A 24,472-nucleotide genomic window follows, 5' to 3' on the forward strand; every position below is an offset into this window, starting at 1 on the left:
GAGACAGCCAACACGCCCGAAGCCCGTATCGCCGACTTCCGCGCGAAGATAGCCGACCGAAAAGCAAGCAGCGGCAAAGAGTATCTGTCTTTCTATTTCATGGAAGCTAATTCGTATGAAGTGGAGTAGCAGCATCCGTAAATGGAGCAGGCTGATACACCGTGATTTATCCTTTTTCTTTGCCGGAATGGTCTTGATTTATGCCATTTCCGGCATTGTGATGAATCACCGTGACACCATCAACCCGAACTTCTCCATCGAACGGAAAGAATATAAGATTGCCGAAAAACTGCCGGGCAAAGAGGGAATGAAAAGGGAAAATGTACTGCCTCTGCTGCAACCATTGGGAGAGGAAGGTAACTATACCAAGCACTATTTCCCGAAAACGGACATCATGAAAGTATTCTTGAAAGGCGGGTCCAACTTGCAGGTAAACGTCCGTACGGGAGAGGCAGTCTACGAATCTGTCACCCGCCGCCCGCTCATCGGAGCAATGGCACGCCTGCACTACAACCCCGGACAATGGTGGACTTACTTTGCGGATATTTTCGCAGTCGGCCTCATCATTATCACCCTTTCCGGAGTCATCATGCTGAAAGGCAGCAAAGGTATTATCGGCAGAGGAGGAATAGAAATGATTGTCGGAATCGTGATTCCCATCCTTTTTCTTCTCTTCTTTTGAACAGAATAACTGATAAAATAAAATGGAACAAATCATAGAATGTAACAACCTGACGCACTACTACGGCAAACGGTTGATTTACGAAAATCTTAGTTTCACAGTCCCCAAAGGCCGCATCCTCGGACTACTGGGCAAGAATGGTACGGGCAAGACCACGACCATCAACATCCTGAGCGGATATCTGAAACCACGTTCCGGAGAATGCCGTATCTTCGGACAAGAGATACAGACGATGGCTCCGGCATTGCGCCGCAACATCGGGCTGCTGATAGAAGGGCACGTACAGTATCAATTCATGAGCATCACCCAGATTGAGAAGTTCTACGCAGCCTTTTACCCCAATCAATGGAAAAAAGAGGCTTATTATGAACTGATGAACAAACTGAAAGTAGCTACCGGACAGTGCATCTCCCGTATGTCTTGCGGACAACGTTCACAAGTAGCACTCGGACTGATTCTGGCACAGAATCCCGAGCTTCTTGTATTAGACGACTTCTCCCTCGGTCTCGACCCCGGTTATCGCCGCCTGTTTGTAGACTATCTCCGCGATTATGCACGTTCCGAAGGCAAGACTGTCTTTCTGACTTCGCATATCATTCAGGATATGGAACGACTGGTAGACGACTGTATCATAATGGACTACGGAAAGATACTGATTCAGAAGCCAATTGACGAATTACTGAAAGAAGGACGCCGCTATACCTGTACTGTTCCCGAAGGTTACGAACTGCCCGCATCCGATGATTTCTATCATCCTTCCGTGATGCGGAATACACTGGAAACATTCTCCTTCCTCCCCCTCACAGAGGCGGAAGCAAAACTGAAATCCATGTCAGTACCCTATACGGACCTGCATAGCGAACATGTGAATCTGGAAGATGCCTTCATCGGTCTGACCGGCAAATACTGATTCAATAAAATAATTAAAGATTAAAAAGTAAATTAGAAGTCTCATGTACGCTATATTTTATAAAGAATGGATCAAGACACGGTGGTATTTTCTGCTTGCCGTAGTCACTACACTCGGTTTTACAGGCTACTGTATGCTTCGCATCAACCGGGTGATAGAAATGAAAGGCGCCGCGCATGTATGGGAAGTCATGATGCAGCGGGATGCCATATTCATCGATATGTTACAATACATCCCCCTGATTGCCGGAGTGCTGATGGCCATCGTACAGTTTGTTCCCGAGATGCAGCGCAAATGTCTGAAACTGACTTTGCACCTGCCCTATCCCGAACTGAAAATGACCGGCAATATGTTGTTCTCCGGTTTGGTACTGTTGCTTGTCTGCTTCGCTTCCAACTTCCTTCTGATGGAGGTCTATCTGAGCGGAGTACTGGCTCACGAACTGAAGAATCATATACTGCTGACCGCCCTCACGTGGTATCTTGCCGGTATTTCCGGCTACCTGCTCATCGCATGGATCTGCCTCGAACCGGCATGGAAACGCAGAATCATCAATCTCATTATCGCTGTACTGTTACTGCGAATCTTCTTCCTGTCGCCCACGCCGGAAGCTTATAACAAATTCCTCCCGTATCTGCTGGTTTATACGTTGCTGACCGCGTCTTTCTCCTGGCTCTCCATCGTACGGTTCAAAGCGGGAAAGCAGGACTAAGATAATGAAGAATGAAGAACTAAAAATGAAGAATTAAATAAAGATGAAACGTTTCAGTACCATACTATTATATGTCACCATCGCCTTCCTGCTTCTCTGGCAGTTGCCTTGGTGCTACAACTTCTTTGTCGTAAAGCCGGAGAAGACTCCTTTCACTCTATATAGTTTCGTGATCGGCGATTTCGCCTTGATGGGACAGGAAGAGGGAAAAGGAACCGTACGTCGCGACGCTGCCGGAAACATCTATTCCGAAGCGGCTTTCGACAGTATTCTGCCTATGTTTTATTTCCGCCAGTTGATGTCCGACGAACGTTTTCCGGATACGATTAACGGGATAGCGGTCACTCCGAAGATCGTGCAGACGGAGAATTTCAATTTCCGCAGCGTACCTACGGATATCAACGCTCCTTCCATCGGTCTTTATCCTCTGTTGGAGTCGATGTCCGGGCGTGTAGACCTGAAGATGCCGGATGATGTTTTCCGCATTACTTCGCAAGGCATCGAGTTTATCGATATGGCTTCCAATAGCGTGAATGCAGAAAAAAGCCTCTTGTTTACAGAAGCTATGACCAAGAAGAATTTCCGCTTTCCGGCCATTGAGATCGTAGGAAACCCGACGGTGAAGAAGGAGTACGACGAAGGATATCTTCTGTTGGATGCCGATCGTCGTCTGTTCCATCTGAAACAGGTGAAAGGACGTCCCTACGTTCGTGCCATCGCTTTGCCGGAAGGATTAACATTAGAGCACCTTTATCTGACGGAATTCAGAAATAAAAAGACGCTTGCTTTCCTGACAGATGTCAACAATGCCCTCTATGTGCTGAAAAGCCGCACGTATGATGTGGTGAAAACAGGAGTTCCTGCATTCAATCCCGAAACGGATGCGCTGACCATTATTGGAAATATGTTCGACTGGACGGTACGGGTGACGAGTCCGTCTTCCGATAATTACTATGCTTTGAACGCGGATGATTATTCACTGATAAAGAAGCTGGAAAATAATTCGAATACTCATTATATGCCCGGCATCAGTTTCACTTCTTATACGGACAAGTATGTGATGCCGCGCTTTGAGTAATAACAGGAATAATAACTTTTAGGCACGGATTACACAGATTAACACGGTTTTAGCGTTGTGAAAGCATAAAGCTATCGTGTTAATTCGTATAATCCGTATCTTTTATTTCTAACATTCACAGAAAACAATAAAGAACCTTTCGCATTTATTCAACAAGAAACTGTACCTTTGCAAGCATGAACATTATCCGATCCGCAATTGCCTCTGCGTTGAACACAAACAAATACGGTAGATAACAACACTAATTTAAAGCCGTATGAAAATTTGCAAGGCATGTACATTTCTGAGTTTCCTCATTATATTATTATACAGTTGTGCGCTTCCGCCTGAGGATGAAAAAGAGAGCCTTGAACCGGACAGTTCAACATCAGAACTTCCCTGGACAGGAGAAACCGAGAAATTCACGATTAATACCAAAGAAGGCGTACACTTGAATGATCCGCAGGAAGATGCAGGAACAGCATATATCACGATCCCCTCTTCTTCTGTAAGAAGCACCCGATGGGAATTCGGGGTACGGCTCACCTTTAATCCTTCCGCCAATAATTACGCCCGTTTCTATTTAGCCTCTTCATCGGAAATACTTTCCGGAGATCTGAACGGCTATTACATTCAGATAGGAGGAACAAAAGACAATGTAGCACTTTACCGGCAAAATGGGAATCAATCCAAATTACTGGCTTCGGGAAGAGAACTCATGAAAGGAAATAATTCTCCGAAATTATTTATCAAAGTAGAATGCGACGCCAACGGCTACTGGACTTTCTGGACACGCATGGAAACGGAAACCGAATATACGAAGGAGAAACAAATAAAAGACGCAAGTATCACAAAGTCAATCTGCTGCGGCATATACTGCGTTTATACAAAAAGCCGCTGTGACGGTTTCACTTTCCATCATATACAGTTGTCTGATGATGTAATAACAAGTACTGAACCGGACGACATACCGGACGTTCCGGATGAACCGGACAAGCCTGACACACCGGAATCGCCGGAATATCCTGACAATGTGAGAAATATGTTACTATTCAACGAAGTGATGTATGACAATGCCAAAGACGGTGCCGAATACATCGAATTCTATAATCCTGCTGATCAGGATATCACTGTAAAGTCTCTGCGTCTGTTTAAAATGAGAGCAACGGGAGAAATATTCAGTACCACAATACTCAAACAGGAAGATGAAAATACAAACCTTGTTATTCCCGGCAAAGGATATATTTGTTTTACTCACTCCGCAACTACACTGATCAGAAAGCATAAGGTTGACGGCAAAAGTATAACCGAAATATCCAAATTTCCGCAACTGAGCAACGACGGAGGTTACCTTGCCTTGGCAACTGATGAAGAACATCCCCGCACGATTGATACCTGCCGTTTCATAGACTGGATGCACGACACTTCAGTCACTACAGGCATTTCATTAGAGAAGATATCTCCTGAACTTCCTTCTCTCAACAAAAACTGGCACTCATCGAGAAATGATACAGGTGGCACACCCGGAATAAAAAACTCATAAGAAGGATGCATTTATTTGATAAATTCCCTACATTTGTACAATTTGTAGGAAAAGCATATTTGAATATATTCACCCGCGAACGAATTTTAAGCAACAGATATGAGTCCAATTATCTTATCTATTACTATCATAGCATACTTTATGATCCTTTTCGCTATCTCCTATATAGCAGGACATAAAGCGGATAACGAAGGCTTCTTCGTCGGCAACCGCAAATCGGCATGGTATATTGTCGCCTTTGCCATGATTGGTTCCACTATCTCCGGAGTTACGTTTGTATCCGTACCGGGTATGGTACAAGCCAGCGGCTTCTCCTACCTGCAGATGGTACTGGGATTTATCGTCGGACAGTTCATTATCGCATTCATACTCGTTCCGCTTTTCTACCGGATGAATCTGATTTCTATCTATGAATATCTTGAAAATCGCTTCGGAGCTTCTTCCTATAAGACAGGAGCCTGGTTTTTCTTTATTTCCAAAATGCTCGGATCTGCCGTGCGGCTCTTTTTAGTATGTCTGACCTTGCAATTACTCATCTTCGAGCCTTTCCATATTCCCTTTATAATCAATGTCATACTGACAGTACTCATTGTCTGGCTCTATACTTTCCGGGGAGGAGTGAAATCATTGATATGGACTGATGTACTGAAAACATTCTGTCTGGTAGTCTCCGTTGTACTTTGTATCTACTATATAGCTTCCAGCCTGCATCTGAATTTCAGCGGATTGGTCTCAACGATTTCAGACAGCGATCTCTCCAAAATGTTCTTTTTTGACGATGTCAACGACAAGCGATATTTCTTCAAGCAATTCCTGGCAGGCGTCTTTACCGTTATCGCCATGAACGGGCTGGATCAGGATATGATGCAACGGAATCTCAGTTGCAAGAACTTCCGTGACTCACAGAAGAATATGATTACAAGCGGGATTTCACAGTTCTTCGTGATCCTGCTCTTCCTGATGCTGGGTGTATTGCTCTATACTTTCACCGCCCGACAGGGAATCGAGAATCCCGGCAAGAGCGATGAATTGTTCCCAATGATCGCCACAGGCAATTACTTTCCGGGAATAGTCGGTATCCTGTTCATTATCGGATTGATAGCTTCGGCGTACTCCGCTGCCGGATCGGCCTTGACAGCCCTGACGACTTCTTTCACCGTAGATATTCTGAATGCGCACAAGAAAGACGAAGCGGCACTCTGCAAAATACGGAAACACGTGCACATCGGGATGGCGTTCGTGATGGGAATCGTCATCTTCGTATTCAATTTGCTGAATAATACGAGTGTGATTGATGCGATTTATACGCTGGCCAGCTATACGTATGGTCCAATTCTCGGACTATTCGCTTTCGGCATTTTTACTAAAAAACAAGTTTATGATCCATATATTCCGTTAGTAGCCATTCTTTCTCCTGCACTTTGCTACGTATTGCAAAGAAATTCGGAAGCCTGGTTCGATGGATATCAAATTAGCTACGAGTTACTGATATTGAATGCTGCGTTTACTTTTCTGGGGCTTTGCCTGCTCATCAAAAGGAAATCGTCAGCAGCCCCTATCAACAACTCTTTAATAAAAAAACATTAAAATGAAAAAGAAAATCAATTGCTTCATACCTTTTGGCAATCCGAAAGATACGATACAAACTGTAAAAGAATTGCAAGCTTCAGAATTAGTGAACAAAATCTACCTGCTAAGCGCTGATACCAACAAAGAGTGCTTACCGGGGTGTGAATGTCTCCTCATTAACGGTCTCTACTCTACAAGTACGATTAAAACAATTGCTGACAACGCAGATGATGCCAGCTATCTTTTGCTTTACACGAAACAGACCCCGCTAAAACTAGGATTGTACGCACTGGAACGCATGACACAGATTATACAGAACTCCTCAGAAAATGCAATGGTATACGCAGATCATTACCAACTGGTTGACGGAGTTCTCAAACAAGCTCCCGTTATTGATTATCAACAAGGAAGCCTCCGGGATGATTTTGATTTCGGTTCGGTGCTTTTATTCAATTCCGAAATTTTCACCCTTGCTTCAAGTATTCTGGAGGAAACAGTTTTCCAATATGCTGCATTTTATGAAATGCGTCTGATGCTAGGTAATCTATTTCAAATCATCCATATCAATGAGTTCCTTTACACAGAAATAGAAACAGATACCCGGAAAAGCGGAGAAAAACAATTCGATTACGTAAATCCTAAAAATCGGGAAGTACAGATCGAAATGGAGAAAGTTTGTATCAAGCATCTGAAAGAAATCAATGCCTATGTAAGACCTTCTTCCCGAACAGTAAACCTGGACAGAGAAGCTTTTGAGTTTGAAGCATCTGTCATCATACCTGTCCGTAATCGTATCCGGACCATTCGTGACGCCGTAAATTCTGCTTTGAGCCAGCAAACGACTTTTCCCTTTAATGTGATTGTGATCGACAATCACTCAACGGACGGTACCACCGAAGCCCTCCAGGAATTTAGTGCGGACAATAGACTAATACATATCATTCCCCAGGAGAATGATCTCGGTATAGGAGGTTGCTGGAATGTAGGAGTACACCATGAGAAATGCGGTAAATTTGCCGTGCAACTGGATAGCGATGACCTGTATAAGGATGAGCATACCTTACAGAAAATCGTCGATACCTTCTATCAGCAGAACTGTGCAATGGTGATAGGGACTTACCTAATGACGGATTTTCAGATGAACGAGATAGCTCCCGGTGTCATTGACCATAAAGAGTGGACAGTAGAGGACGGTCCCAACAATGCTTTACGTATCAATGGGTTGGGTGCCCCACGGGCCTTCTACACTCCCATCCTTCGCAAGATCAAATTCCCCAATACCAGTTATGGAGAAGATTATGCCATAGGTCTGAGTATTTCTCGTGAATATACGATCGGTCGTATTTATGATGTAATCTATCTTTGCCGCCGTTGGGAAGGCAACTCTGACGCAGCATTAGATATCGAAAAAATTAACCGGAACAATTTCTACAAAGACAGTATCCGAACCTGGGAGTTACAGGCAAGAATCCGGATGCACAGCATCGATGAAAGTTTTCAGCGTCTCGTCAACGAGATGATAGAAAAACAGAAAAAAGACTGGAAGCTGGCAAAAAAGAATTATAAGGAATTAGAACAGAATCTTAAAAAAGAAAAGACGCTGGAACTCAAACTAGGAGGGGACACCAAGAGAGTCAGATTCTTCCCAAATCCACAACGGGCAATCTCTACAATGGCCCAGACCGACTCTCAGTCCATACAAGAAAGACCTTGTTTTCTGTGCAATGACAATCGCCCGGCAGAACAAACGTCTTTGTCACTCGGACATTATGAGGTATGCCTCAATCCTTATCCGATTTTCCGCCGGCATCTGACCATAATTGAAGAGGAACATACCCCGCAAACCATCAAAAACCGTTTTGAGGATATGCTTTTCCTTGCCGAAAACATGAACGAGTTCCTCATCTTATATAACGGACCGGAATGCGGAGCTTCCGCCCCTGACCATATGCACTTTCAGGCAGCAGGAAAAGAGGAAAAGATTGCCAATCCTTTTGGGATGACTTTCATATCGGACATGCTTAGTTCTGAAGATAGCGTACATAGTCATCTAGAAAACGGGTTCACCACGAGCATTGGCATTTCATCTCCAAACAGAAGAGGGATCATTGAAATGTTTGAGTATCTTTACGATAAGATAGTTTCTATTTATCATGACAAAGAACCTTTAATCAATGTGATTGCCTGGTATGGACTCGAAACAGTAAACCGCACTGGAGGCGATGAAATAAAACAGTGGAACTGTATTATTTTCCTACGTTCTAAACATCGGCCGGAATGTTATTATGCCCAAGGGAAAAAAGGCTTATTGATAAGCCCGGCTATTGCGGAGATGTGTGGCGTATTCCCCATTGTAAGAGAAGAAGATTTGGATAAGATAACAGCTAAAAAAATCACTCAGATTTACAAGGAGGTCAGTTTGTCACAGGAACAGTTAAAAGCACTCACCGATCAAACATCCTAGTAAAGAAGAAATGGAAGAACCTCAGATTACAGTCGGTATCCTTTCGGGAAAAGAAATTGAATTTTCTTTTCCCGAAAGCTTCACTACTCCTGACGGCACAAAGGTTTCAGGGGCACAAAAGGCTGTTTATCAAAAAGAAAAGATATACTGGTCAGGGAAAGAATACGATGAATTGATATTCTACCCTCAGCCAAATGCCGGGATCTTCTTTGAGCTAAAGGATGTCACCATCGGCATCAATTTTCATTGGGAACGCAAAGAAGTACAACGCTTCCAGGGAGCTTTGAAAATCATTGTCGAAGGAGAGACACTGACCGCCATCAATGTAATCTCTATAGAAGATTACCTGACAAGTGTCATCTCATCAGAAATGAGTGCCACCGCCTCTTTGGAACTACTGAAAGCACATGCTGTCATTTCCAGAAGCTGGCTGATCAATAAATTGAGAGTGGAGAATGAAAAATGGAAAGCTACTATACAGCCGGACAGCGCAGCCAACTCTCCACTTTCCACTCTCCACTCTCAACTTATCAAATGGTATGATCATGAAGCGCATACGCACTTTGATGTTTGTGCGGATGATCATTGCCAGCGCTATCAGGGAATTACCCGTGCTTCTACTCCACAAGCTATCGAAGCTGTTTCAGCTACCCGTGGAGAGGTGCTGATGTATGAAGGAAAGATTTGCGATGCGCGATTCTCCAAATGTTGTGGCGGTGCAATGGAAGAGTTTCAGAATTGTTGGGAGAATGTGAGGCATCCTTATCTGACCGGTAAACGAGATTACATACCGGAATCCCATGCTTCTGATTCGGAGAAACAAATAACAGGTCCGGCAATACAGCTTCCCGATCTGACGCAGGAAGAAGAAGCGGACCGATGGATACGAACTTCTCCGGATGCTTTCTGTAATACGCAGGATAAAAAGATTCTGAGTCAGGTTCTTAATAACTACGATCAGGAAACGACTGATTTCTACCGTTGGAAAATCAGTTATAGCCAACAGGAACTAGCTGAGTTAATCCATCAACGTTCGGGAATTGATTTCGGGGAAATCATAGACTTAATCCCTGTAGAGCGAGGAACTTCCGGACGCCTGATACGATTAAAGATAGTAGGTACTTTACGGACACTGACCATCGGAAAAGAATTAGAGATCCGACGTACATTGTCGCCTTCCCATCTTTATAGTTCAGCATTCCTTGTGGATAAGGAAAAAGGAGAAGAGGGAAATGTTCCAACCCGCTTTACACTGACGGGAGCCGGTTGGGGACACGGAGTAGGACTTTGTCAGATCGGTGCGGCAGTAATGGGAGAGCGAGGTTATTATTACAAAGATATTTTAGCTCACTATTATCCCGGAAGCAGACTTGAAAAACAATATGAATAACATCTGAGACTAATGCCATGATATCAACAAGAAATGCCAAGAACATAATACCAAGAAACAATCGAAATCCGTGGAGCTGGATTCCGACTCTTTATTTTGCGGAAGGACTGCCTTATGTGGCTGTGATGACAATTGCCGTTATCATGTACAAGCGCCTGGGATTGTCGAATACAGAAATAGCGCTTTATACTTCCTGGTTATATCTGCCTTGGACGATCAAACCATTATGGAGTCCTTTCGTAGATCTGGTCAAGACAAAGCGTTCCTGGATTATTTCCATGCAGGGTTTGATTGCTGCCGGTTTCGCCGGTATTGCCTTTTTTATCCCGACTCCACACTATGTGCAACTCACTCTGGCATTCTTTTGGCTGATGGCATTCAGTTCTGCCACGCATGACATTGCGGCTGACGGCTTTTATATGCTTGGCCTCAACAACAAAGAACAATCCTTCTTCGTAGGCATCAGAAACACTTGCTATCGTTTCGCCAATATCTTCGGGCAGGGAATCCTGGTTATGTTGGCAGGCTGGTTGGAAACATCGCATGGCAATGTTCCAATGGCCTGGAGTATCACTTTCTATCTGATGGCAGGATTATTCCTCGGACTGACACTATACCATCGCTTTATTCTCCCCCACCCTGCTTCAGATGTCAAAAGACCGGGGTTAACACCGGGTAAGTTACTGGAAGATTTCTTTAAGACATTCGTCACTTTCTTTGAGAAGAAAAACCTGGGACTTATGTTTTTCTTCCTGCTCACCTATCGGTTGGGAGAATCCCAACTTGCTAAAATAGCCTCTCCATTCTTATTGGATGGTGCCGAACAAGGCGGATTGGGATTATCAACCGCATCCGTCGGAGTCATTTATGGCACCATCGGCGTAGCCGCCCTACTGATAGGCGGCATCATCAGCGGTTTCCTCGTTTCCCGTGACGGTTTTAAGAAATGGATCATTCCCATGGCGCTGGCTATCAACCTCCCCGACCTTTTATATGTCTGGATGGCAGCAGCTACTCCGGACAACCTCCTGCTAATCTCCATTTGTGTAGCCATCGAACAGCTGGGATATGGCTTCGGCTTTACTGCCTATATGCTTTATCTGATTTATATTGCAGATGGTGAACACAAAACAGCTCATTATGCCATTGGAACAGGTTTTATGGCACTTGGCATGATGCTTCCGGGAATGCCGGCAGGATGGATACAGGAACATCTCGGATACACCAACTTCTTTATCTGGGTATGCGTATGCACCATTCCCGGCATCCTTGCTTCATGGATGATCCGCAATCGACTGGACAGTTCCTTCGGAAAAAAGAGATAAAATTGAATTACTTATAACTTAACACATTAAAAAGTAACAGTCATGAATGTAACAACAAGTAACAAACGCCTATTGGCACTCGATGTGATGCGGGGCATCACCATCGCGGGTATGATCTTAGTAAATACGCCCGGTTCCTGGCAACATGCGTATGCTCCCCTCAAACATGCCGAGTGGATTGGATTAACTCCTACCGATCTGGTATTCCCATTCTTTATGTTCATTATGGGAATCTCCACGTACATCTCTTTGAGAAAGTACAATTTCACCTTCAGTGTTCCCGCGGGTTTAAAAATTCTCAAACGGACCGTGATCATTTTCCTGATTGGAATTGGCATCAGCTGGCTTTCCATTCTCTGCTTCCAGCACGATCCCTTCCCTATCGACCAGATTCGCATTCTCGGAGTCATGCAACGGCTTGCTTTGGGATATGGAGTTACTGCCATAGTCGCTTTACTCATGAAGCATAAATATATACCTTATTTAATTGCTGTACTTCTCATTAGTTATTTTGCAATCCTTGCCCTCGGCAATGGATATGTCTACGACGAAACAAATATTCTTTCCATCGTCGACCGTGCAGTATTAGGACAAGCTCATATCTATGGCGGTCAGATACTTGATCCGGAAGGACTGCTTAGTACTATTTCAGCCATCGCCCACGTCTTAATCGGCTTCTGTGCCGGAAAGCTATTGATGGAAGTAAAAGATATTCATGAGAAGCTGGAACGTTTGTTCCTGATAGGTACTATCCTTACTTTCGCAGGTTTCTTACTGAGTTATGGTTCCCCTATCTGCAAGAAAGTATGGTCTCCTTCCTTCGTACTCGTAACCTGCGGTCTGGGTTCCAGTTTTCTGGCATTACTCGTATGGATCATTGACATTAAAGGTTATAAAAACTGGAGCCGTTTCTTCGAATCGTTTGGAGTAAATCCGCTATTTATTTATGTATTGGCAGATATTCTGGCGATTACGCTGGCAGTCATTCCTATGACCTACCAAGGTGAAGCGACTTCTTTACATGGCTATATTTACAGCGCACTCCTACAACCTGTCTTCGGAGATAAAGGAGGCTCGCTTGTATTTGCCCTGCTTTTTGTCCTTCTCAACTGGGCAATAGGCTACATTCTATATAAAAAGAAAATATACATTAAGATATGATACTCATTGCAGACAGTGGTTCTACCAAAACAGACTGGTGTGTCGTACTGAACGGCGCAGTTATCAAGCGACTTGGAACGAAAGGGATCAACCCTTTCTTCCAGTCGGAAGAAGAAATCCAACAGAAGCTGACAGCTTCCCTTCTGCCTCAACTGCCGGAAGGGAAATTCAATGCAGTTTACTTCTACGGAGCAGGTTGTACACCCGAGAAAGCTCCCGTCCTCCGACGGGCTATTGCAGACAGTCTGCCCGTTATCGGGAATATTAAAGCTAATTCGGATATGCTGGCTGCCGCCCACGGGCTATGTGGCCAGAAGGCTGGTATCGCCTGTATTTTGGGGACGGGGTCCAATTCTTGTTTTTACAATGGAAAAGAGATCGTCAGTAACATCTCTCCTCTCGGATTTATTTTGGGAGATGAAGGTAGCGGTGCCGTACTTGGAAAACTGCTGGTAGGAGATATTCTGAAAAATCAACTTCCTGCCACCTTGAAAGAAGAGTTTCTGAAGCAGTTCGATCTGACGCCTCCCGAAATCATCGACCGGGTTTATCGCCAGCCCTTTCCCAATCGTTTTTTGGCCAGTCTCTCTCCTTTTATCGCACAGCATTTGGAAGAACCGGCTATCCGCCAATTAGTTATGAACAGCTTTATAGCTTTCTTTCGCAGGAATGTGATGCAGTATGATTACAAGCAATATCCGGTACACTTCATCGGATCGATAGCCTACTGTTACAAAGAGATTCTACAGGATGCTGCCCGACAAACAGGTATTCAGATAGGTAAGATTCTCCAAAGTCCGATGGAAGGATTGATTCAATATCATAGCCAATTATCATTCCATCCTTAATAATAGAAGAACATTCTAAAGACTAAAAGCACAAATTATACTTCAATCTTTTAATGCCACGCAGTTATGTAAAGAATGATAACCATTTATTGACCCGTGTTCAGGCCCAGTCCGTAAAACACTGATTCTCAACAGATAAAAAACATCTAGAATTTCTTTAAAAGAAAAGATCTGTTGGTTTTAAAGGAACGGTGTCTTGGTTTTAAAGGAACGACCCGTTGGTTTAAAACCAACGGGATCATTCTTTCTTCATATTCTCAATACAATGGGCTAAGCGGTTGATTCTGTAAAATAAATTATCTACATTTCTACCAAGATACGGAATACCTTTCCCGGATCAGCTGCCCATTCTTTCATTGCCTCCAAAGCATCTTCCGGTTTTGCAATCTTTGAGATCAGTTCTTCTACCGGACACTTACCTTCTTTCATATAGTTGATTACCGCACGGAAATCAGCAGGCAATGCATTTCTGGAACCACGAATATCCAGTTCTTTCTGGACGAAATACTTGGTCTGAAAAGCGACTTCTTTTTTGGCGTAGCCAATACAAACCACACGACCGGTAAAGCCAACTTCATCCACAGCCATTACATAAGTCACAGGACTGCCGACAGCTTCAATCACGACATCAGCTCCAAACCCTGCGGTGATTTCCTGTATCCGCTCATGTACATTCTCTGTTTTAGAGTTTACTGCGTAAGACGCTCCCACTCTTTTGGCCAGTACCAGTTTTTCATCATCCAGATCGACCGCAATCACCGTCGCTCCTCTCAAGGCAGCACGTACAATAGCGCCAATCCCAATCATACCACAGCCAATCACCATCACATACTCATTATCGATGACCTGAGCACGGGAAACAGCATGAAATCCTACACTCATCGGCTCAATCAGAGCACAGTCACGGGATGAGATATTACCTGCCGGGATAATCTTCGTCCAAGGAAGCACGGCGTATTCGCACATCACTCCATTCCGTTGTACGCCTAATGTCTCATTATGCTCGCAGGCATTGACACGCCCGTTACGGCACGAAGCACATTTACCACAATTGGTATATGGGTTCAATGTTACATTCATCCCTTTCTCAAAGCCAGCCGGAACATCCGGACCGATCTCTTCAATCACTGCTCCTACTTCATGCCCCGGTATTACAGGGAGTTTCACCATCGGGTTACGCCCCAGAAAAGTGTTTAAATCGGAGCCACAGAAGCCGACATACTTGATTCTTACCAATACTTCACCGACACCGACGGCCGGCTTTTCCAGTTCAACCACCTTCATTTCGGAGGGGTTGACAATTTGAACTGCTTTCATTTTATTTGTTTGAGATAAATTTATTAATCAATTACTTTATAGCCCTTCCAACCGTAATAGGCACAAAACGCAAAACAAATCATCGGTATGCCATAAGCGACATAATAAATATGTTCATTAACGTGCATGAAGTACGCTGTCAACTGAGGAAGACAGGCATTACCGACAATTGCCATTACCAAAAAGGCCGAACCGCTCTTTGTCTGATTTCCGAGTCCTTTCAGTGCCAAAGAGAACTGTGTAGGATACATGATAGACATAAAGAAAGAGATGGCGAGCATCGCATACAGTCCGATCATTCCTCCCCATAGCATCACGACACCACACAAAAGGATATTCATCAAAGCATACACCAGCAACATATCCTGCGGACGGAACTTGACCATCAATCCCGTACCAATCCAGCGCCCTAGCAAGAAGGCCAGCATGTACAGTCCAAAGAAAGTGGTAGCCGTATCTTCCGGCAAACCGGCATAGGTGCAGCAGTAAACGAGAAACAGACTGTTGATAGCTGTTTGCCCACCATTATAAAAGAACTGCGCGATGACTCCCCAACGTAAATGCGAGCGTTTCAGCACATCGAAATCAATCAGTTTTTCTTTCTTTCCGGATGCAGGTTCCGCTCCTTCATCTCCAATCTTCGGCAATTTTGAGAAAACAAATACGACCGCTATCGCAAGAAGCAACAGAGCCAATATCAGATAAGGAAGTTTCATCGCATCCGTTTCCAGTTGTATATAAGCCTGCCAGCCTCCCGGATAATCAACAGGAAGCGTCTCGCGTGTATAATGGGTACCGCTTAGAATCAGCTTGCTCAGAAACATCGCTGCGATAAAAGCGCCCAGTCCATTGAAGGATTGCGCCAGATTCAATCGGCGCGGAGCCGTTTCGGGAGCTCCCAGCACGGTGACATAAGGATTGGCGGCTGTCTCCAGAAAACACATTCCGGTAGCGATAATGAAGAAGATGCAGAGATAAGCCCAATATTCTTTCAGCATGGCAGCAGGAAAGAACAGCAATCCGCCGACAGCTGCCAGCAACAGCCCGAAGATGATTCCCGCCTTATAGCTATAACGCTTCATGAACATAGCTATCGGGATAGGGAAAATAAAGTAAGCCAGCCAATAAGCGGTCTCCGTAAAAGAGGCCTCGAAGGTGTTCAGTTCACAGGTTTTCATCAACTGCCGGATCATTGTGGGAAGCAGATTGCTGCTGATCGCCCACAAGAAGAAAAGGCTGAAAACCAGTGCGAGAGGAATGGTATATGTATTCTTTTTCATGTGTACAGTGATTGTTTAGCGGTATAGTGGCTGTTTCCTTTCTATTCCGACATATTTTTAATGTATGGGAGTTCCGGAAGTTCTGCAAACCCGTAGAATTTCCGCGCATTCCCGCCCAGGAATAACGTTTTCTCCGCTTCCGACAATTCCGGGGATTTCACCACAAAGTCATAAGACATCTTATAAGTAATGGCTGTTATCGTGCGCGGATAGTCCGAGCCCCACATCAGTTTCTCCATGCCAACCAGTTCTGCGGCTTCACGAATAGCCTTGATGGCACCTTTAAACGGATAAAACTCGTCATTGAACAGCCATGTGATACCACCGGACTCAATCATCACATTCGGATGACGTGCCAACTTAATCTGCTCCTTCCAATCCGGAAGAGTAACCATCCCGAAATGGCCGACAGCAATCTTCAATCGAGGACATTCCTGAATAATCTCTTCCATCTCCGGAACCTGTATCGCCCCCTCTGCCAAGTCGACTGACAAGATCACTCCCCGCTCTTCCATCCACCGGAACATCTGCATCATTTCAGGACAGTTCAACATTACCCGTCCCTCTTTCAGAAGTAAGCGCTGGGCAGGAATCTTAATCGCTTTAAATCCCTTCCCGATCAGTTCTTTCGCCTGTCCCAGATAGCCCGGCTTGCGAAACTCACACATTCCGCAAACAAAGAAACGGTCCGGATAGCGTGAAACAACCTCCATCAGATAATCGTTCTGAATGCCGTCTATAAATTCTTGTGTAATAACCGCAGCCGAGACTTGGGCATAATCCATATTGGACAGAAAAACTTCCGCACTATTCACCCCGTCAATCATAAAAGGAGGAACCATCTGCCGAATCTCCCCCATAAACAGGGAGCGTCCGTTCTCTAAAGTACGGATAGGAAAACCATCGACCACCGTATCTTGGCGAAGCCACAGATGGGCATGCGCATCAATAATCGTATAATCCATAGAATCGACCGTTTTTTTAAGAGTTTGCCCAACTTACACGCTGCTGTTCTCCGATAATTTCCCGCACTTCACGCACGAGTTCCCAATCGACCGGTTCTTCAATAAAGCCGATATTTTTCTTCACATTCTCCGGATTAGTGGTGCTGAACAGGGTAGTCGCAATCTTTGGATTACTCACCGAGAATTGCATAGCGAGCTTTTCTATCGGATAATTCTTTGCTTTACAATGCTCCATCGCTTTGCGACAGGCATCTACCAATGGCTTGGGAGCCGGATGCCAAGCCGGAACACCACGTTCGCTCAGCAAGCCCATCGAGAGAGGAGAAGCATTGATGACACCGATTTCTTTCGATTCGAAATAGTCAAGGAAGTCAGCCAATTTATCATCGCACAGACAATAGTGACAGAAGCTAAGAACAGATTCAATAGTTCCGCTTGGCGAACGGTCTATCACCCATTTCAAGTTTTCGAGCTGCAAGTCAGTGATTCCGACATGTCCTACCACTCCTTTCTCACGCAGTTCGACCAAAGCAGGCAATGTCTCATTAACCACCTGATTCAGGTCGGCAAACTCAATATCATGCACATTGATCAAATCGATGAAGTCAATATTCAGACGTTCCATACTTTCATATACACTCTCCGTCGCACGCTTTGCCGAGTAGTCCCATGTATTGACTCCGTCTTTGCCATAGCGTCCGACTTTCGTAGAAAGATAATAACGGTCGCGAGGAATATCCTTCAGCGCTTTGCCTAGAACAGTCTCTGCCTTATAATGTCCGTAATAAGGGGAAACATCGATAAAGTTCATTCCGGCTTCGATGGCTGTAAACACAGCCTGAATGCCTTCTTTTTCTTTTAAATCATGGAAAACTCCTCCCAGAGAGGAAGCTCCGAAGCTGAGAGACGATACTTTCATCCCTGTCTTTCCGATTTCATGGTATTGCATACGTATAGGGTTTTAAATTATTTTGTATGCGACAAAAGTAAGGGGTGAACCCTTCTCAACGGACAAGAGAGGGGCGAAAAAGCTACGTAACGGTTTACGTAAAAAATCTTTCTTTAAATGCGGAGATTTATCAGGGAATATGCTTTCTTTGCAGATAAATCTAAGTTGGAGACCTTCAGATGGAAAACCGGAAACATACTTCACTCAAAGACCTCGCCCAAGCATTAGGCGTATCCATCCCTACTGTATCCCGAGCGCTGAAAGACAGCCCGGAAATCAGCCGTGAACTTTGCGCCAAAGCCAAGAAGCTGGCCAAAGAGATGAATTATCGTCCCAATCCTTTCGCTATGAGTCTGCGAAAGAATGCGCCGCGCATCATCGGAGTGATCGTTCCGGATATTGTCACTCATTTCTTTGCCTCCATTCTGAACGGGATAGAGAACATGGCGATCGATAACGGATATTTCGTCATTATCACGACATCGCACGAGTCTTTCGAGCATGAAAAAAGGAATATAGAGAATCTGGTCAATATGCGGGTAGAGGGGATTATCGCCTGCCTGTCTCAGGAAACAACTGACTTTTCTCATTTTGCTGCATTGAAAGAGATCAATATGCCGCTGATTCTGTTCGACCGTGTTTGCCTGACCGATCAATTCTCGTCAGTAATAGCAGACGGAGCACAATCCGCACAAATGGCTACCCAGCATCTGCTGGACAATGGAAGTAAACGGGTGGCTTTTATCGGCGGTGCCAATCATCTGGATATTGTAAAAAGAAGGAAGCATGGTTATCTGGAAGCCTTGCGCGATAACCGGATTCCGATTGAAAAGGAATTAGTTGTCTGCCGGAAAATTGATTATGAGGAAGGACAGATTGCTACGGAAACATTATTATCTCTCCCCCAGCCTCCCGATGCCATCCTTGCCATGAATGACACATTGGCTTTTGCCGCTATGGAAGTAATCAAAAGGCACGGACTTCGTATTCCCGACGATATCGCCATCATCGGATACACGGATGAGCAGCACGCCAATTATGTGGAACCCAAGCTATCTGCCGTATCGCATCAGACTTATAAGATGGGGGAAACAGCCTGTCAACTGCTGATTGATCAGATTAAGGGAGACAGGACGGTCAAGCAAGTGGTGATTCCGACACATTTGCAGATAAGGGAGAGCAGCATAAAAGAAAAATAAGTCCTGTATTTTATATCATTTACTTTTTACCGTTGATTTTTTATCCTCCTAATTAACTATATTTCATTTAGAAATAGTTATTTTTGTAGAAGCAAACACTTTATGAAATCAAACTACACAATCTTTTTAATAGTACTATGCATTACATTAAATGCATGTCATAAATCTGATATTATCCCTCAACTCCAATTAGCAGATTCATTAATGCTTAGTAAACCTGATAGTGCTTTAAACTTATTAAGAAGTTTTTCTATTCAAGAAATACCCAGTAAATCAGCTAAAGCAATGTATGCATTGCTCTTAACACAAGCTTTAGATAAAAATTACATTCAACATCAAAATGACTCTATAATATCGATAGCAATCGACTACTATAAAAATAAAGATAACAACAATTTAAAAGCTAAATCATATTTTTATCTTGGAAGGGTATACCAAGATAATGAAGAATATGTAAAAGCAACAGAGGCGTATTTAACAGTTCTGAAATCTACCCCGACTGATAAAACCTTTATATTACAGGTTTACAATAATTTAGCGATGTGCTACGAAAATCAAGAATTTTATATTCAGGCAATAAAAACATATAAAGAATCTTATTCTACTGCTGAACTATTAAAAGATAAATATGGTATTCTTCATGCGACGCGAGGCTTAGGTAACATTTATGCAATACAAGACGATGAAGACAGCGCACTAACTTATTATCAAACATCCTTAGCCATAGCACAATCTATCAATGATTCCATATGGCAGACTGCCATATTATGTGATATAGCAAAATTTATGATAATTTAGGAATGCATATAGAAGCAAAAAAGAATATAGAACATGCATTAAAATATGCACCTTATAATACAAGTTTTTCTTCCATTTACTTTTGGAAAGGGATTATTTTACGCAATTTGGAAGAAACAGACTCTGCTATTTGTTATTTATCCAAAGCTAAAATCAATACAGATATCTATGCAAAAGCATCTATCTACCAAACATTATACGAAATAGATAAAAAAAGAAAAAAATATGAGCAAGCTATTTTATACAATGATACAGCATTAGTTTATTATGATTCTATACAAAAGATGGTTCATCATACAGAGATTAATAGTCTCATAAAAAAACACTCTACAGAAATGTATGAACAGCGCGTAGAAAGTCAGTACCAAAAAGATAAAGCAGTATTAATCATTTGCATATTATTGACAATATCCTTTGCCATATTTATACTAATGTACATCAGCAACCGCAATAAAATAAAATACATATATCTACAGCAACTTCTTATGAAAAACCAAACAGAAAAAGCTGTATTAAAAGAAGAAATTAAAACAATATCACACACTAACAAAATTAACGAACAAAAGTACATAGATATAGTAAATAAAAGATTTGAATTATGGCATCAAAGCCTTCAAACATGTGTACGTCTATTCAAAACCACCACATCCTATAAGAAAATACAATTAATTGAAACATCTAAAATAAAAAGAGAAAAAGGAGTATCCCAAGAAGATATTTCATTAATTTATCAAGAAATAAATGAAGTTTTCACGGAAGCAATGCAGGAGCTTCTTAACCAATATCCAAATCTAACGCAGGAAGATCTCTATTACTGTATACTTAATTATCTTCAACTTTCTAATGATACTATCAAAAAATGTATGAGGGTTGAAAGTCAATATGCGCTCAACCAAAGAAAGTATCGCATAAGAAAGCAACTATCCAATCAAACTTTCTCTGTAATATTTGATCTTAAAAACGATAAAAGATAGTCCTGCAAAAGAAAGTGTTATCATTATCTCATTTTTGTTATATCAAAAACGCAACACCCTGATTATCAAGATCGATTATCTTTCATATTGTTATTTCATGTTATTGTTCCGCATACGCAAACATCGTAATTTTGCAACAAACCAATAACATAAAATCAATATGAAACGAAATCTACTTTTATTCTCTCTTATGGTTATTTGTTCAAATCTTATCTTTGCAATGCCATTAGATACAAGAAAACAAATCAAGATGAAGGTCAGAGTAAAGATAGAGCACCGCTCTGCAAATTTACCATCTCCTGTACAAGCCTATGTAAATAACTCATTATTAGAAATAGAATTCGAACATCCTAGCAATGATGTAACAATACTCATAATTAATTCAACTACCGGTGAAACAGTTTACTATGAAAAAACAACATCTTTCGAGAAAATCAAATTCATCAACTTAGATAAACACTACAAAACTACAGAATATACTCTTAAAGTATCCTCTCCTTTATGGGTAGCTGTAGGAGTAATTTCCATAGAATAATAAAGTTATGAAACGTACCAAATATTCTATATTTATCATACTGTTTGCATTACTTTGTCCTTCATGCAACTCTAGAAAAAAATCATCACATAATGACAGAGAGATAATTGCAGAATTAGGAGAAGAAGTACTTTATACTGATGAATTAAATACGATCATTAAACAAGAACTCTTTGACGAACTAAACAAAATTTATGAAATAAAGAAGAAGGCAGTTGAGCAATTAATAAACGTTAAGTTACTACAGAAAGAGGCTGATAAAAAACAACTATCTTATCAGCAATATATTGATAATTATACAGATAATCAAATCCAGCGATTGGGAATAGATTCTCTTTCAAAACGTTATAATCTGAAATCAATTATAGAATTTCGTGATGCTAATATGTATAATGTAGCCACAAACTCTCCCACTGGAAAGATATCAGGATTATATCGCTTGAAAGGATTTATTATAGATAATTTGCTGGATTCTTTAAAACAAAATAAAAGAATAGTGCAATATATTTATCCTCCTAAAAGTCCATCCATTGATTTAAGCAATCTGCACACTTATTATAGAGGAAATCTTCAATCAAAAGTATCTATTATCATTATATCTGATTTTGATTGCGAATCTTGTATTAATGCTCACAATCTATATGAAACAATATATCAAAAATACAAAGAAAAAGTCAAATTTGGCTATATCCACTATTCGGCAACACCAACTTTTGCCCAAATAGCAAGTGAAGCAGCCAATAGACAAAATAAGTTTTGGGAATTCCATGACTCATTATACACGCATAAAGGATACATAGATTCAATAACTGTATATAATATAGCACATAGTACATCCATGGATATTAACAAATTCAAGAAAGATATTGAAGATGATGCAGGGAAAAAATTAATTGAAAAATCGATAAATCAATTAGTACTACTCGGTGTTTATGCAACCCCAACAATTATCGTAAATGGACGTTTGATTGTTAATTCCAACTCAAAACGAGAGATTTGTCATCTTATTGACGAAGAACTATCAAAATAATTTTTATTTATCCACATTTATTAAAAACTGTATTATGAAAAAAGTTACTTTTTTTTGTTTCAGCATTTTATTAGCTTCTTGTTCTCTAAATGAAGAAGAAAGAGCGATGAGTGCAAGTGAAAACACACAATTATCTGACGAACTAGAAAGTGTAGTTGCTGATTACGAATTAACATTAAAAGGATATTCTTTTGATGAGTTAAACAAAGAGAAAGATGAATTAACTCCTACTACACAAGAAGAAACATGCGCGGAACCCGAATTAATCAAGGCTATCCAAGATTCATTAAACAAACTAATCTTAGCTTATGACAGTAAAACACGAACTGACACAAGAGCTTATGGCGGAAATGCCCCCAAAGTTGGAGTATTTAAGTATGGTACTTGCAGTGGTAATCGAGAATTTGTATACCGAATGGACTGTGAAGATGGAGGAGATACACATGCAACCGGCAATGTTGGTTCTACAACCGTTGATGGAAATGTAAGATTTAGATTTTGCTTAGTAGATCCAGGTAATTATGGTGGAGGTACTCTGATTTTATATGATTATGTATGGAATATCAATGAAGGTGATGTAGATCTTGTAAAGAGATATCATGACAATGAGGATCATAAAAATAAAAACAGCTTAGAGGATAACGGAGGTTTAGTATCCACTGGTTTATCTAATTTCGGGCATAATACAACTCTTTACTGGAGATTTAGTGACAAGCCTGCACAAAAATTAGGCTTTCAACATGGAGTTTTAAGAAAAGCTAGTTCAACACCTATTCCTAATGCAATAAACAGCATATACATAGACGACGAAAATGGAAAGAACGGAAATGAAGCTATCTTGTGGACATATAGAGCTATCAAGAATGGTCCAACAGGACCTCTTGTTCCACAAATATCTAGTCGTAATTTAAACGGTGAAACATTTAGGGGCATTACGACAGGCAATAACACAACTTATTATATCGATATAATGAACTTATAATATGCTGTTTCCAGACAAGTTCCTCAATATTGAAAATTATTAGATCACTCTCCAATAAAAATTCCCTTTATTTTAGTATAATTCTCAATAGAATCAACTAAAATAAAGGGAATTTTAATATTTTAAGTACGCCGATTACAAGGACTACTAAATTTCTATCCTACCAAACTTTACTTGTAATCAGCTCATAAACATACTTATTTTCAACAATCTAATAATCTGAAACTACCGATTCCAGTTTTATATCAAAGACCAAAACAGAATATCCGGGCATACCATCCCGGTCACTAGTTCCATATCCCATATCCCAAGGTAAATAAACAGTCCATCTCTCTCCTGTCCTCATCCTCTGCAATGTTTCGATCCATCCATCCACTGGTATAATATGAGGAGGATTAGACATTGAAATAGGATTCACCCAGAATTCTGTTGGAGAATCAAAGTCCCCAGGATCTTTTCCGGTAAAGTTCTGATCAAACACCTCACCTGTATAATAAGATCCACGATAATACGCTGATACAACATTCGGTATTACAGGACGTCTCCCCTCGTCATTTTTCACCGTTCTCTTATAGAAAATCTTCATTCCCGGATCCGTAAAAGGTACAAAGAATTCCAATTCAGGATCAGTTTTTGCATCATACACCTGCTGCAAAGAATCTAAAAAGGCCTCGTTACGCGCCCGCCAATTGGCAAACTTTCCCTCTTCTTCGGTTTCGCTACAAGAAACAAAAGCCAAAGCCAGTAATACTAAGGAGAATAAATAGATTTTTTTACTCATT

The 24,472-nt window shown here is 41.9% G+C and carries 22 protein-coding genes; 17 read left to right on the forward strand and 5 right to left on the reverse strand.

What is annotated here, in order from left to right:
- The first annotated feature begins 115 nt into the window (after positions 1 to 115).
- The 11 genes from DW640_RS09825 to DW640_RS09875 all read left to right on the forward strand — a co-directional run bounded on the left by DW640_RS09825 (position 116) and on the right by DW640_RS09875 (position 13,661).
- Positions 116 to 682, forward strand: a complete 567-nt coding sequence (locus DW640_RS09825) for a PepSY-associated TM helix domain-containing protein (RefSeq protein WP_008767081.1) — start codon at positions 116 to 118, stop codon at positions 680 to 682.
- A 22-nt stretch (positions 683 to 704) separates the two neighbouring features.
- Positions 705 to 1,592: an ABC transporter ATP-binding protein gene (locus DW640_RS09830; RefSeq protein WP_117577984.1), complete on the forward strand. Its 888-nt coding sequence runs from the start codon at positions 705 to 707 to the stop codon at positions 1,590 to 1,592.
- A gap of 43 nt (positions 1,593 to 1,635) precedes the next feature.
- Positions 1,636 to 2,304 carry a hypothetical protein gene (locus DW640_RS09835; RefSeq protein ID WP_008762573.1) on the forward strand — a complete coding sequence of 223 codons (669 nt, stop codon included), beginning with the start codon at positions 1,636 to 1,638 and terminating at the stop codon, positions 2,302 to 2,304.
- Between the two features lie 43 nt (positions 2,305 to 2,347).
- Positions 2,348 to 3,382: a DUF4857 domain-containing protein gene (locus DW640_RS09840; protein WP_061473617.1), complete on the forward strand. Its 1,035-nt coding sequence runs from the start codon at positions 2,348 to 2,350 to the stop codon at positions 3,380 to 3,382.
- Between the two features lie 256 nt (positions 3,383 to 3,638).
- Entirely contained in the window at positions 3,639 to 4,904 is a 1,266-nt protein-coding gene (locus DW640_RS09845) for a lamin tail domain-containing protein (protein ID WP_008767084.1), read from the forward strand.
- A gap of 99 nt (positions 4,905 to 5,003) precedes the next feature.
- A complete protein-coding gene (locus DW640_RS09850) occupies positions 5,004 to 6,491 on the forward strand; it encodes a sodium:solute symporter (RefSeq protein ID WP_117577986.1) in 1,488 nt (495 codons plus the stop codon).
- 1 nt (position 6,492) lies between these two features.
- Positions 6,493 to 8,937: a DUF4922 domain-containing protein gene (locus DW640_RS09855; protein WP_048696291.1), complete on the forward strand. Its 2,445-nt coding sequence runs from the start codon at positions 6,493 to 6,495 to the stop codon at positions 8,935 to 8,937.
- Between the two features lie 10 nt (positions 8,938 to 8,947).
- Positions 8,948 to 10,327 (forward strand): SpoIID/LytB domain-containing protein, encoded by a 1,380-nt coding sequence (locus tag DW640_RS09860; protein WP_117577988.1) that lies wholly within the window; start codon positions 8,948 to 8,950, stop codon positions 10,325 to 10,327.
- A gap of 17 nt (positions 10,328 to 10,344) precedes the next feature.
- On the forward strand, positions 10,345 to 11,652 hold the full coding sequence (locus DW640_RS09865) for an AmpG family muropeptide MFS transporter (RefSeq protein WP_074858151.1): 1,308 nt from the start codon (positions 10,345 to 10,347) through the stop codon (positions 11,650 to 11,652).
- 42 nt (positions 11,653 to 11,694) lie between these two features.
- Entirely contained in the window at positions 11,695 to 12,813 is a 1,119-nt protein-coding gene (locus DW640_RS09870) for an acyltransferase family protein (RefSeq protein WP_008762566.1), read from the forward strand.
- Positions 12,810 to 13,661 (forward strand): ATPase, encoded by an 852-nt coding sequence (locus DW640_RS09875; RefSeq protein WP_008767088.1) that lies wholly within the window; start codon positions 12,810 to 12,812, stop codon positions 13,659 to 13,661. Before DW640_RS09870 ends, DW640_RS09875 begins: the two co-directional genes overlap by 4 nt.
- 300 nt (positions 13,662 to 13,961) lie before the next feature.
- Here DW640_RS09875 and DW640_RS09880 read toward each other — a convergent pair whose 3' ends face one another.
- The 4 genes from DW640_RS09880 to DW640_RS09895 are packed head-to-tail and all read right to left on the reverse strand — an operon-like array spanning position 13,962 to position 18,172.
- On the reverse strand, positions 13,962 to 14,978 hold the full coding sequence (locus DW640_RS09880; protein ID WP_048696296.1) for a zinc-binding alcohol dehydrogenase family protein: 1,017 nt from the start codon (positions 14,976 to 14,978) through the stop codon (positions 13,962 to 13,964).
- Between the two features lie 23 nt (positions 14,979 to 15,001).
- On the reverse strand, positions 15,002 to 16,258 hold the full coding sequence (gene fucP, locus DW640_RS09885; RefSeq protein ID WP_048696297.1) for an L-fucose:H+ symporter permease: 1,257 nt from the start codon (positions 16,256 to 16,258) through the stop codon (positions 15,002 to 15,004).
- Positions 16,259 to 16,299: 41 nt separating this feature from the next.
- Positions 16,300 to 17,223, reverse strand: a complete 924-nt coding sequence (locus tag DW640_RS09890; RefSeq protein ID WP_016269731.1) for an amidohydrolase — start codon at positions 17,221 to 17,223, stop codon at positions 16,300 to 16,302.
- 16 nt (positions 17,224 to 17,239) lie between these two features.
- The gene (locus DW640_RS09895; RefSeq protein WP_117577990.1) at positions 17,240 to 18,172 is read right to left on the reverse strand and encodes an aldo/keto reductase; all 933 of its coding nucleotides are present in this window, start codon (positions 18,170 to 18,172) and stop codon (positions 17,240 to 17,242) included.
- Positions 18,173 to 18,351: 179 nt separating this feature from the next.
- Between DW640_RS09895 and DW640_RS09900 the strand changes: the two genes are divergently transcribed.
- From DW640_RS09900 to DW640_RS09925, 6 genes are all read left to right on the forward strand, one after another.
- The gene (locus tag DW640_RS09900; protein WP_048696301.1) at positions 18,352 to 19,371 is read left to right on the forward strand and encodes a LacI family DNA-binding transcriptional regulator; all 1,020 of its coding nucleotides are present in this window, start codon (positions 18,352 to 18,354) and stop codon (positions 19,369 to 19,371) included.
- Between the two features lie 102 nt (positions 19,372 to 19,473).
- Positions 19,474 to 20,169, forward strand: a complete 696-nt coding sequence (locus tag DW640_RS09905; protein ID WP_117577992.1) for a lipopolysaccharide assembly protein LapB — start codon at positions 19,474 to 19,476, stop codon at positions 20,167 to 20,169.
- Between the two features lie 2 nt (positions 20,170 to 20,171).
- Positions 20,172 to 21,143 carry a hypothetical protein gene (locus DW640_RS23955; RefSeq protein WP_233525435.1) on the forward strand — a complete coding sequence of 324 codons (972 nt, stop codon included), beginning with the start codon at positions 20,172 to 20,174 and terminating at the stop codon, positions 21,141 to 21,143.
- Between the two features lie 160 nt (positions 21,144 to 21,303).
- Complete coding sequence (locus DW640_RS09915; RefSeq protein ID WP_048696304.1) at positions 21,304 to 21,678, forward strand: DUF3244 domain-containing protein; 375 nt, start codon at positions 21,304 to 21,306, stop codon at positions 21,676 to 21,678.
- A gap of 7 nt (positions 21,679 to 21,685) precedes the next feature.
- Complete coding sequence (locus DW640_RS09920) at positions 21,686 to 22,708, forward strand: thioredoxin domain-containing protein (protein WP_048696306.1); 1,023 nt, start codon at positions 21,686 to 21,688, stop codon at positions 22,706 to 22,708.
- A 34-nt stretch (positions 22,709 to 22,742) separates the two neighbouring features.
- Complete coding sequence (locus tag DW640_RS09925) at positions 22,743 to 23,690, forward strand: hypothetical protein (protein WP_048696308.1); 948 nt, start codon at positions 22,743 to 22,745, stop codon at positions 23,688 to 23,690.
- Positions 23,691 to 23,901: 211 nt separating this feature from the next.
- On the opposite strand, the gene DW640_RS09930 is transcribed toward DW640_RS09925, so the two are convergent.
- Positions 23,902 to 24,471: an FKBP-type peptidyl-prolyl cis-trans isomerase gene (locus DW640_RS09930; RefSeq protein ID WP_048696309.1), complete on the reverse strand. Its 570-nt coding sequence runs from the start codon at positions 24,469 to 24,471 to the stop codon at positions 23,902 to 23,904.
- Position 24,472 lies beyond the last annotated feature (1 nt).

The sequence above is a fragment of the Bacteroides sp. AM23-12 genome (assembly GCF_003434395.1).
Classification (GTDB): Bacteria; Bacteroidota; Bacteroidia; order Bacteroidales; family Bacteroidaceae; genus Bacteroides; species Bacteroides thetaiotaomicron.

Excerpts from the sequence above, each read along its gene's own strand:
- DW640_RS09905 (WP_117577992.1), top strand. The coding sequence starts at position 19,474 with ATGAAATCAAACTACACAATCTTTTTAATAGTACTATGCATTACATTA.
- DW640_RS09865 (WP_074858151.1), top strand. The coding sequence starts at position 10,345 with ATGATATCAACAAGAAATGCCAAGAACATAATACCAAGAAACAATCGA.
- DW640_RS09900 (WP_048696301.1), top strand. The coding sequence starts at position 18,352 with ATGGAAAACCGGAAACATACTTCACTCAAAGACCTCGCCCAAGCATTA.
- DW640_RS09875 (WP_008767088.1), top strand. The coding sequence starts at position 12,810 with ATGATACTCATTGCAGACAGTGGTTCTACCAAAACAGACTGGTGTGTC.
- fucP (WP_048696297.1), bottom strand. The coding sequence starts at position 16,258 with ATGAAAAAGAATACATATACCATTCCTCTCGCACTGGTTTTCAGCCTT.
- DW640_RS09835 (WP_008762573.1), top strand. The coding sequence starts at position 1,636 with ATGTACGCTATATTTTATAAAGAATGGATCAAGACACGGTGGTATTTT.
- DW640_RS09845 (WP_008767084.1), top strand. The coding sequence starts at position 3,639 with ATGAAAATTTGCAAGGCATGTACATTTCTGAGTTTCCTCATTATATTA.
- DW640_RS09890 (WP_016269731.1), bottom strand. The coding sequence starts at position 17,223 with ATGGATTATACGATTATTGATGCGCATGCCCATCTGTGGCTTCGCCAA.
- DW640_RS09825 (WP_008767081.1), top strand. The coding sequence starts at position 116 with ATGAAGTGGAGTAGCAGCATCCGTAAATGGAGCAGGCTGATACACCGT.
- DW640_RS09830 (WP_117577984.1), top strand. The coding sequence starts at position 705 with ATGGAACAAATCATAGAATGTAACAACCTGACGCACTACTACGGCAAA.
- DW640_RS09855 (WP_048696291.1), top strand. The coding sequence starts at position 6,493 with ATGAAAAAGAAAATCAATTGCTTCATACCTTTTGGCAATCCGAAAGAT.
- DW640_RS09930 (WP_048696309.1), bottom strand. The coding sequence starts at position 24,471 with ATGAGTAAAAAAATCTATTTATTCTCCTTAGTATTACTGGCTTTGGCT.
- DW640_RS09895 (WP_117577990.1), bottom strand. The coding sequence starts at position 18,172 with ATGCAATACCATGAAATCGGAAAGACAGGGATGAAAGTATCGTCTCTC.
- DW640_RS09870 (WP_008762566.1), top strand. The coding sequence starts at position 11,695 with ATGAATGTAACAACAAGTAACAAACGCCTATTGGCACTCGATGTGATG.
- DW640_RS09840 (WP_061473617.1), top strand. The coding sequence starts at position 2,348 with ATGAAACGTTTCAGTACCATACTATTATATGTCACCATCGCCTTCCTG.
- DW640_RS09920 (WP_048696306.1), top strand. The coding sequence starts at position 21,686 with ATGAAACGTACCAAATATTCTATATTTATCATACTGTTTGCATTACTT.
- DW640_RS09850 (WP_117577986.1), top strand. The coding sequence starts at position 5,004 with ATGAGTCCAATTATCTTATCTATTACTATCATAGCATACTTTATGATC.
- DW640_RS09880 (WP_048696296.1), bottom strand. The coding sequence starts at position 14,978 with ATGAAAGCAGTTCAAATTGTCAACCCCTCCGAAATGAAGGTGGTTGAA.
- DW640_RS23955 (WP_233525435.1), top strand. The coding sequence starts at position 20,172 with ATGCATATAGAAGCAAAAAAGAATATAGAACATGCATTAAAATATGCA.
- DW640_RS09915 (WP_048696304.1), top strand. The coding sequence starts at position 21,304 with ATGAAACGAAATCTACTTTTATTCTCTCTTATGGTTATTTGTTCAAAT.
- DW640_RS09860 (WP_117577988.1), top strand. The coding sequence starts at position 8,948 with ATGGAAGAACCTCAGATTACAGTCGGTATCCTTTCGGGAAAAGAAATT.
- DW640_RS09925 (WP_048696308.1), top strand. The coding sequence starts at position 22,743 with ATGAAAAAAGTTACTTTTTTTTGTTTCAGCATTTTATTAGCTTCTTGT.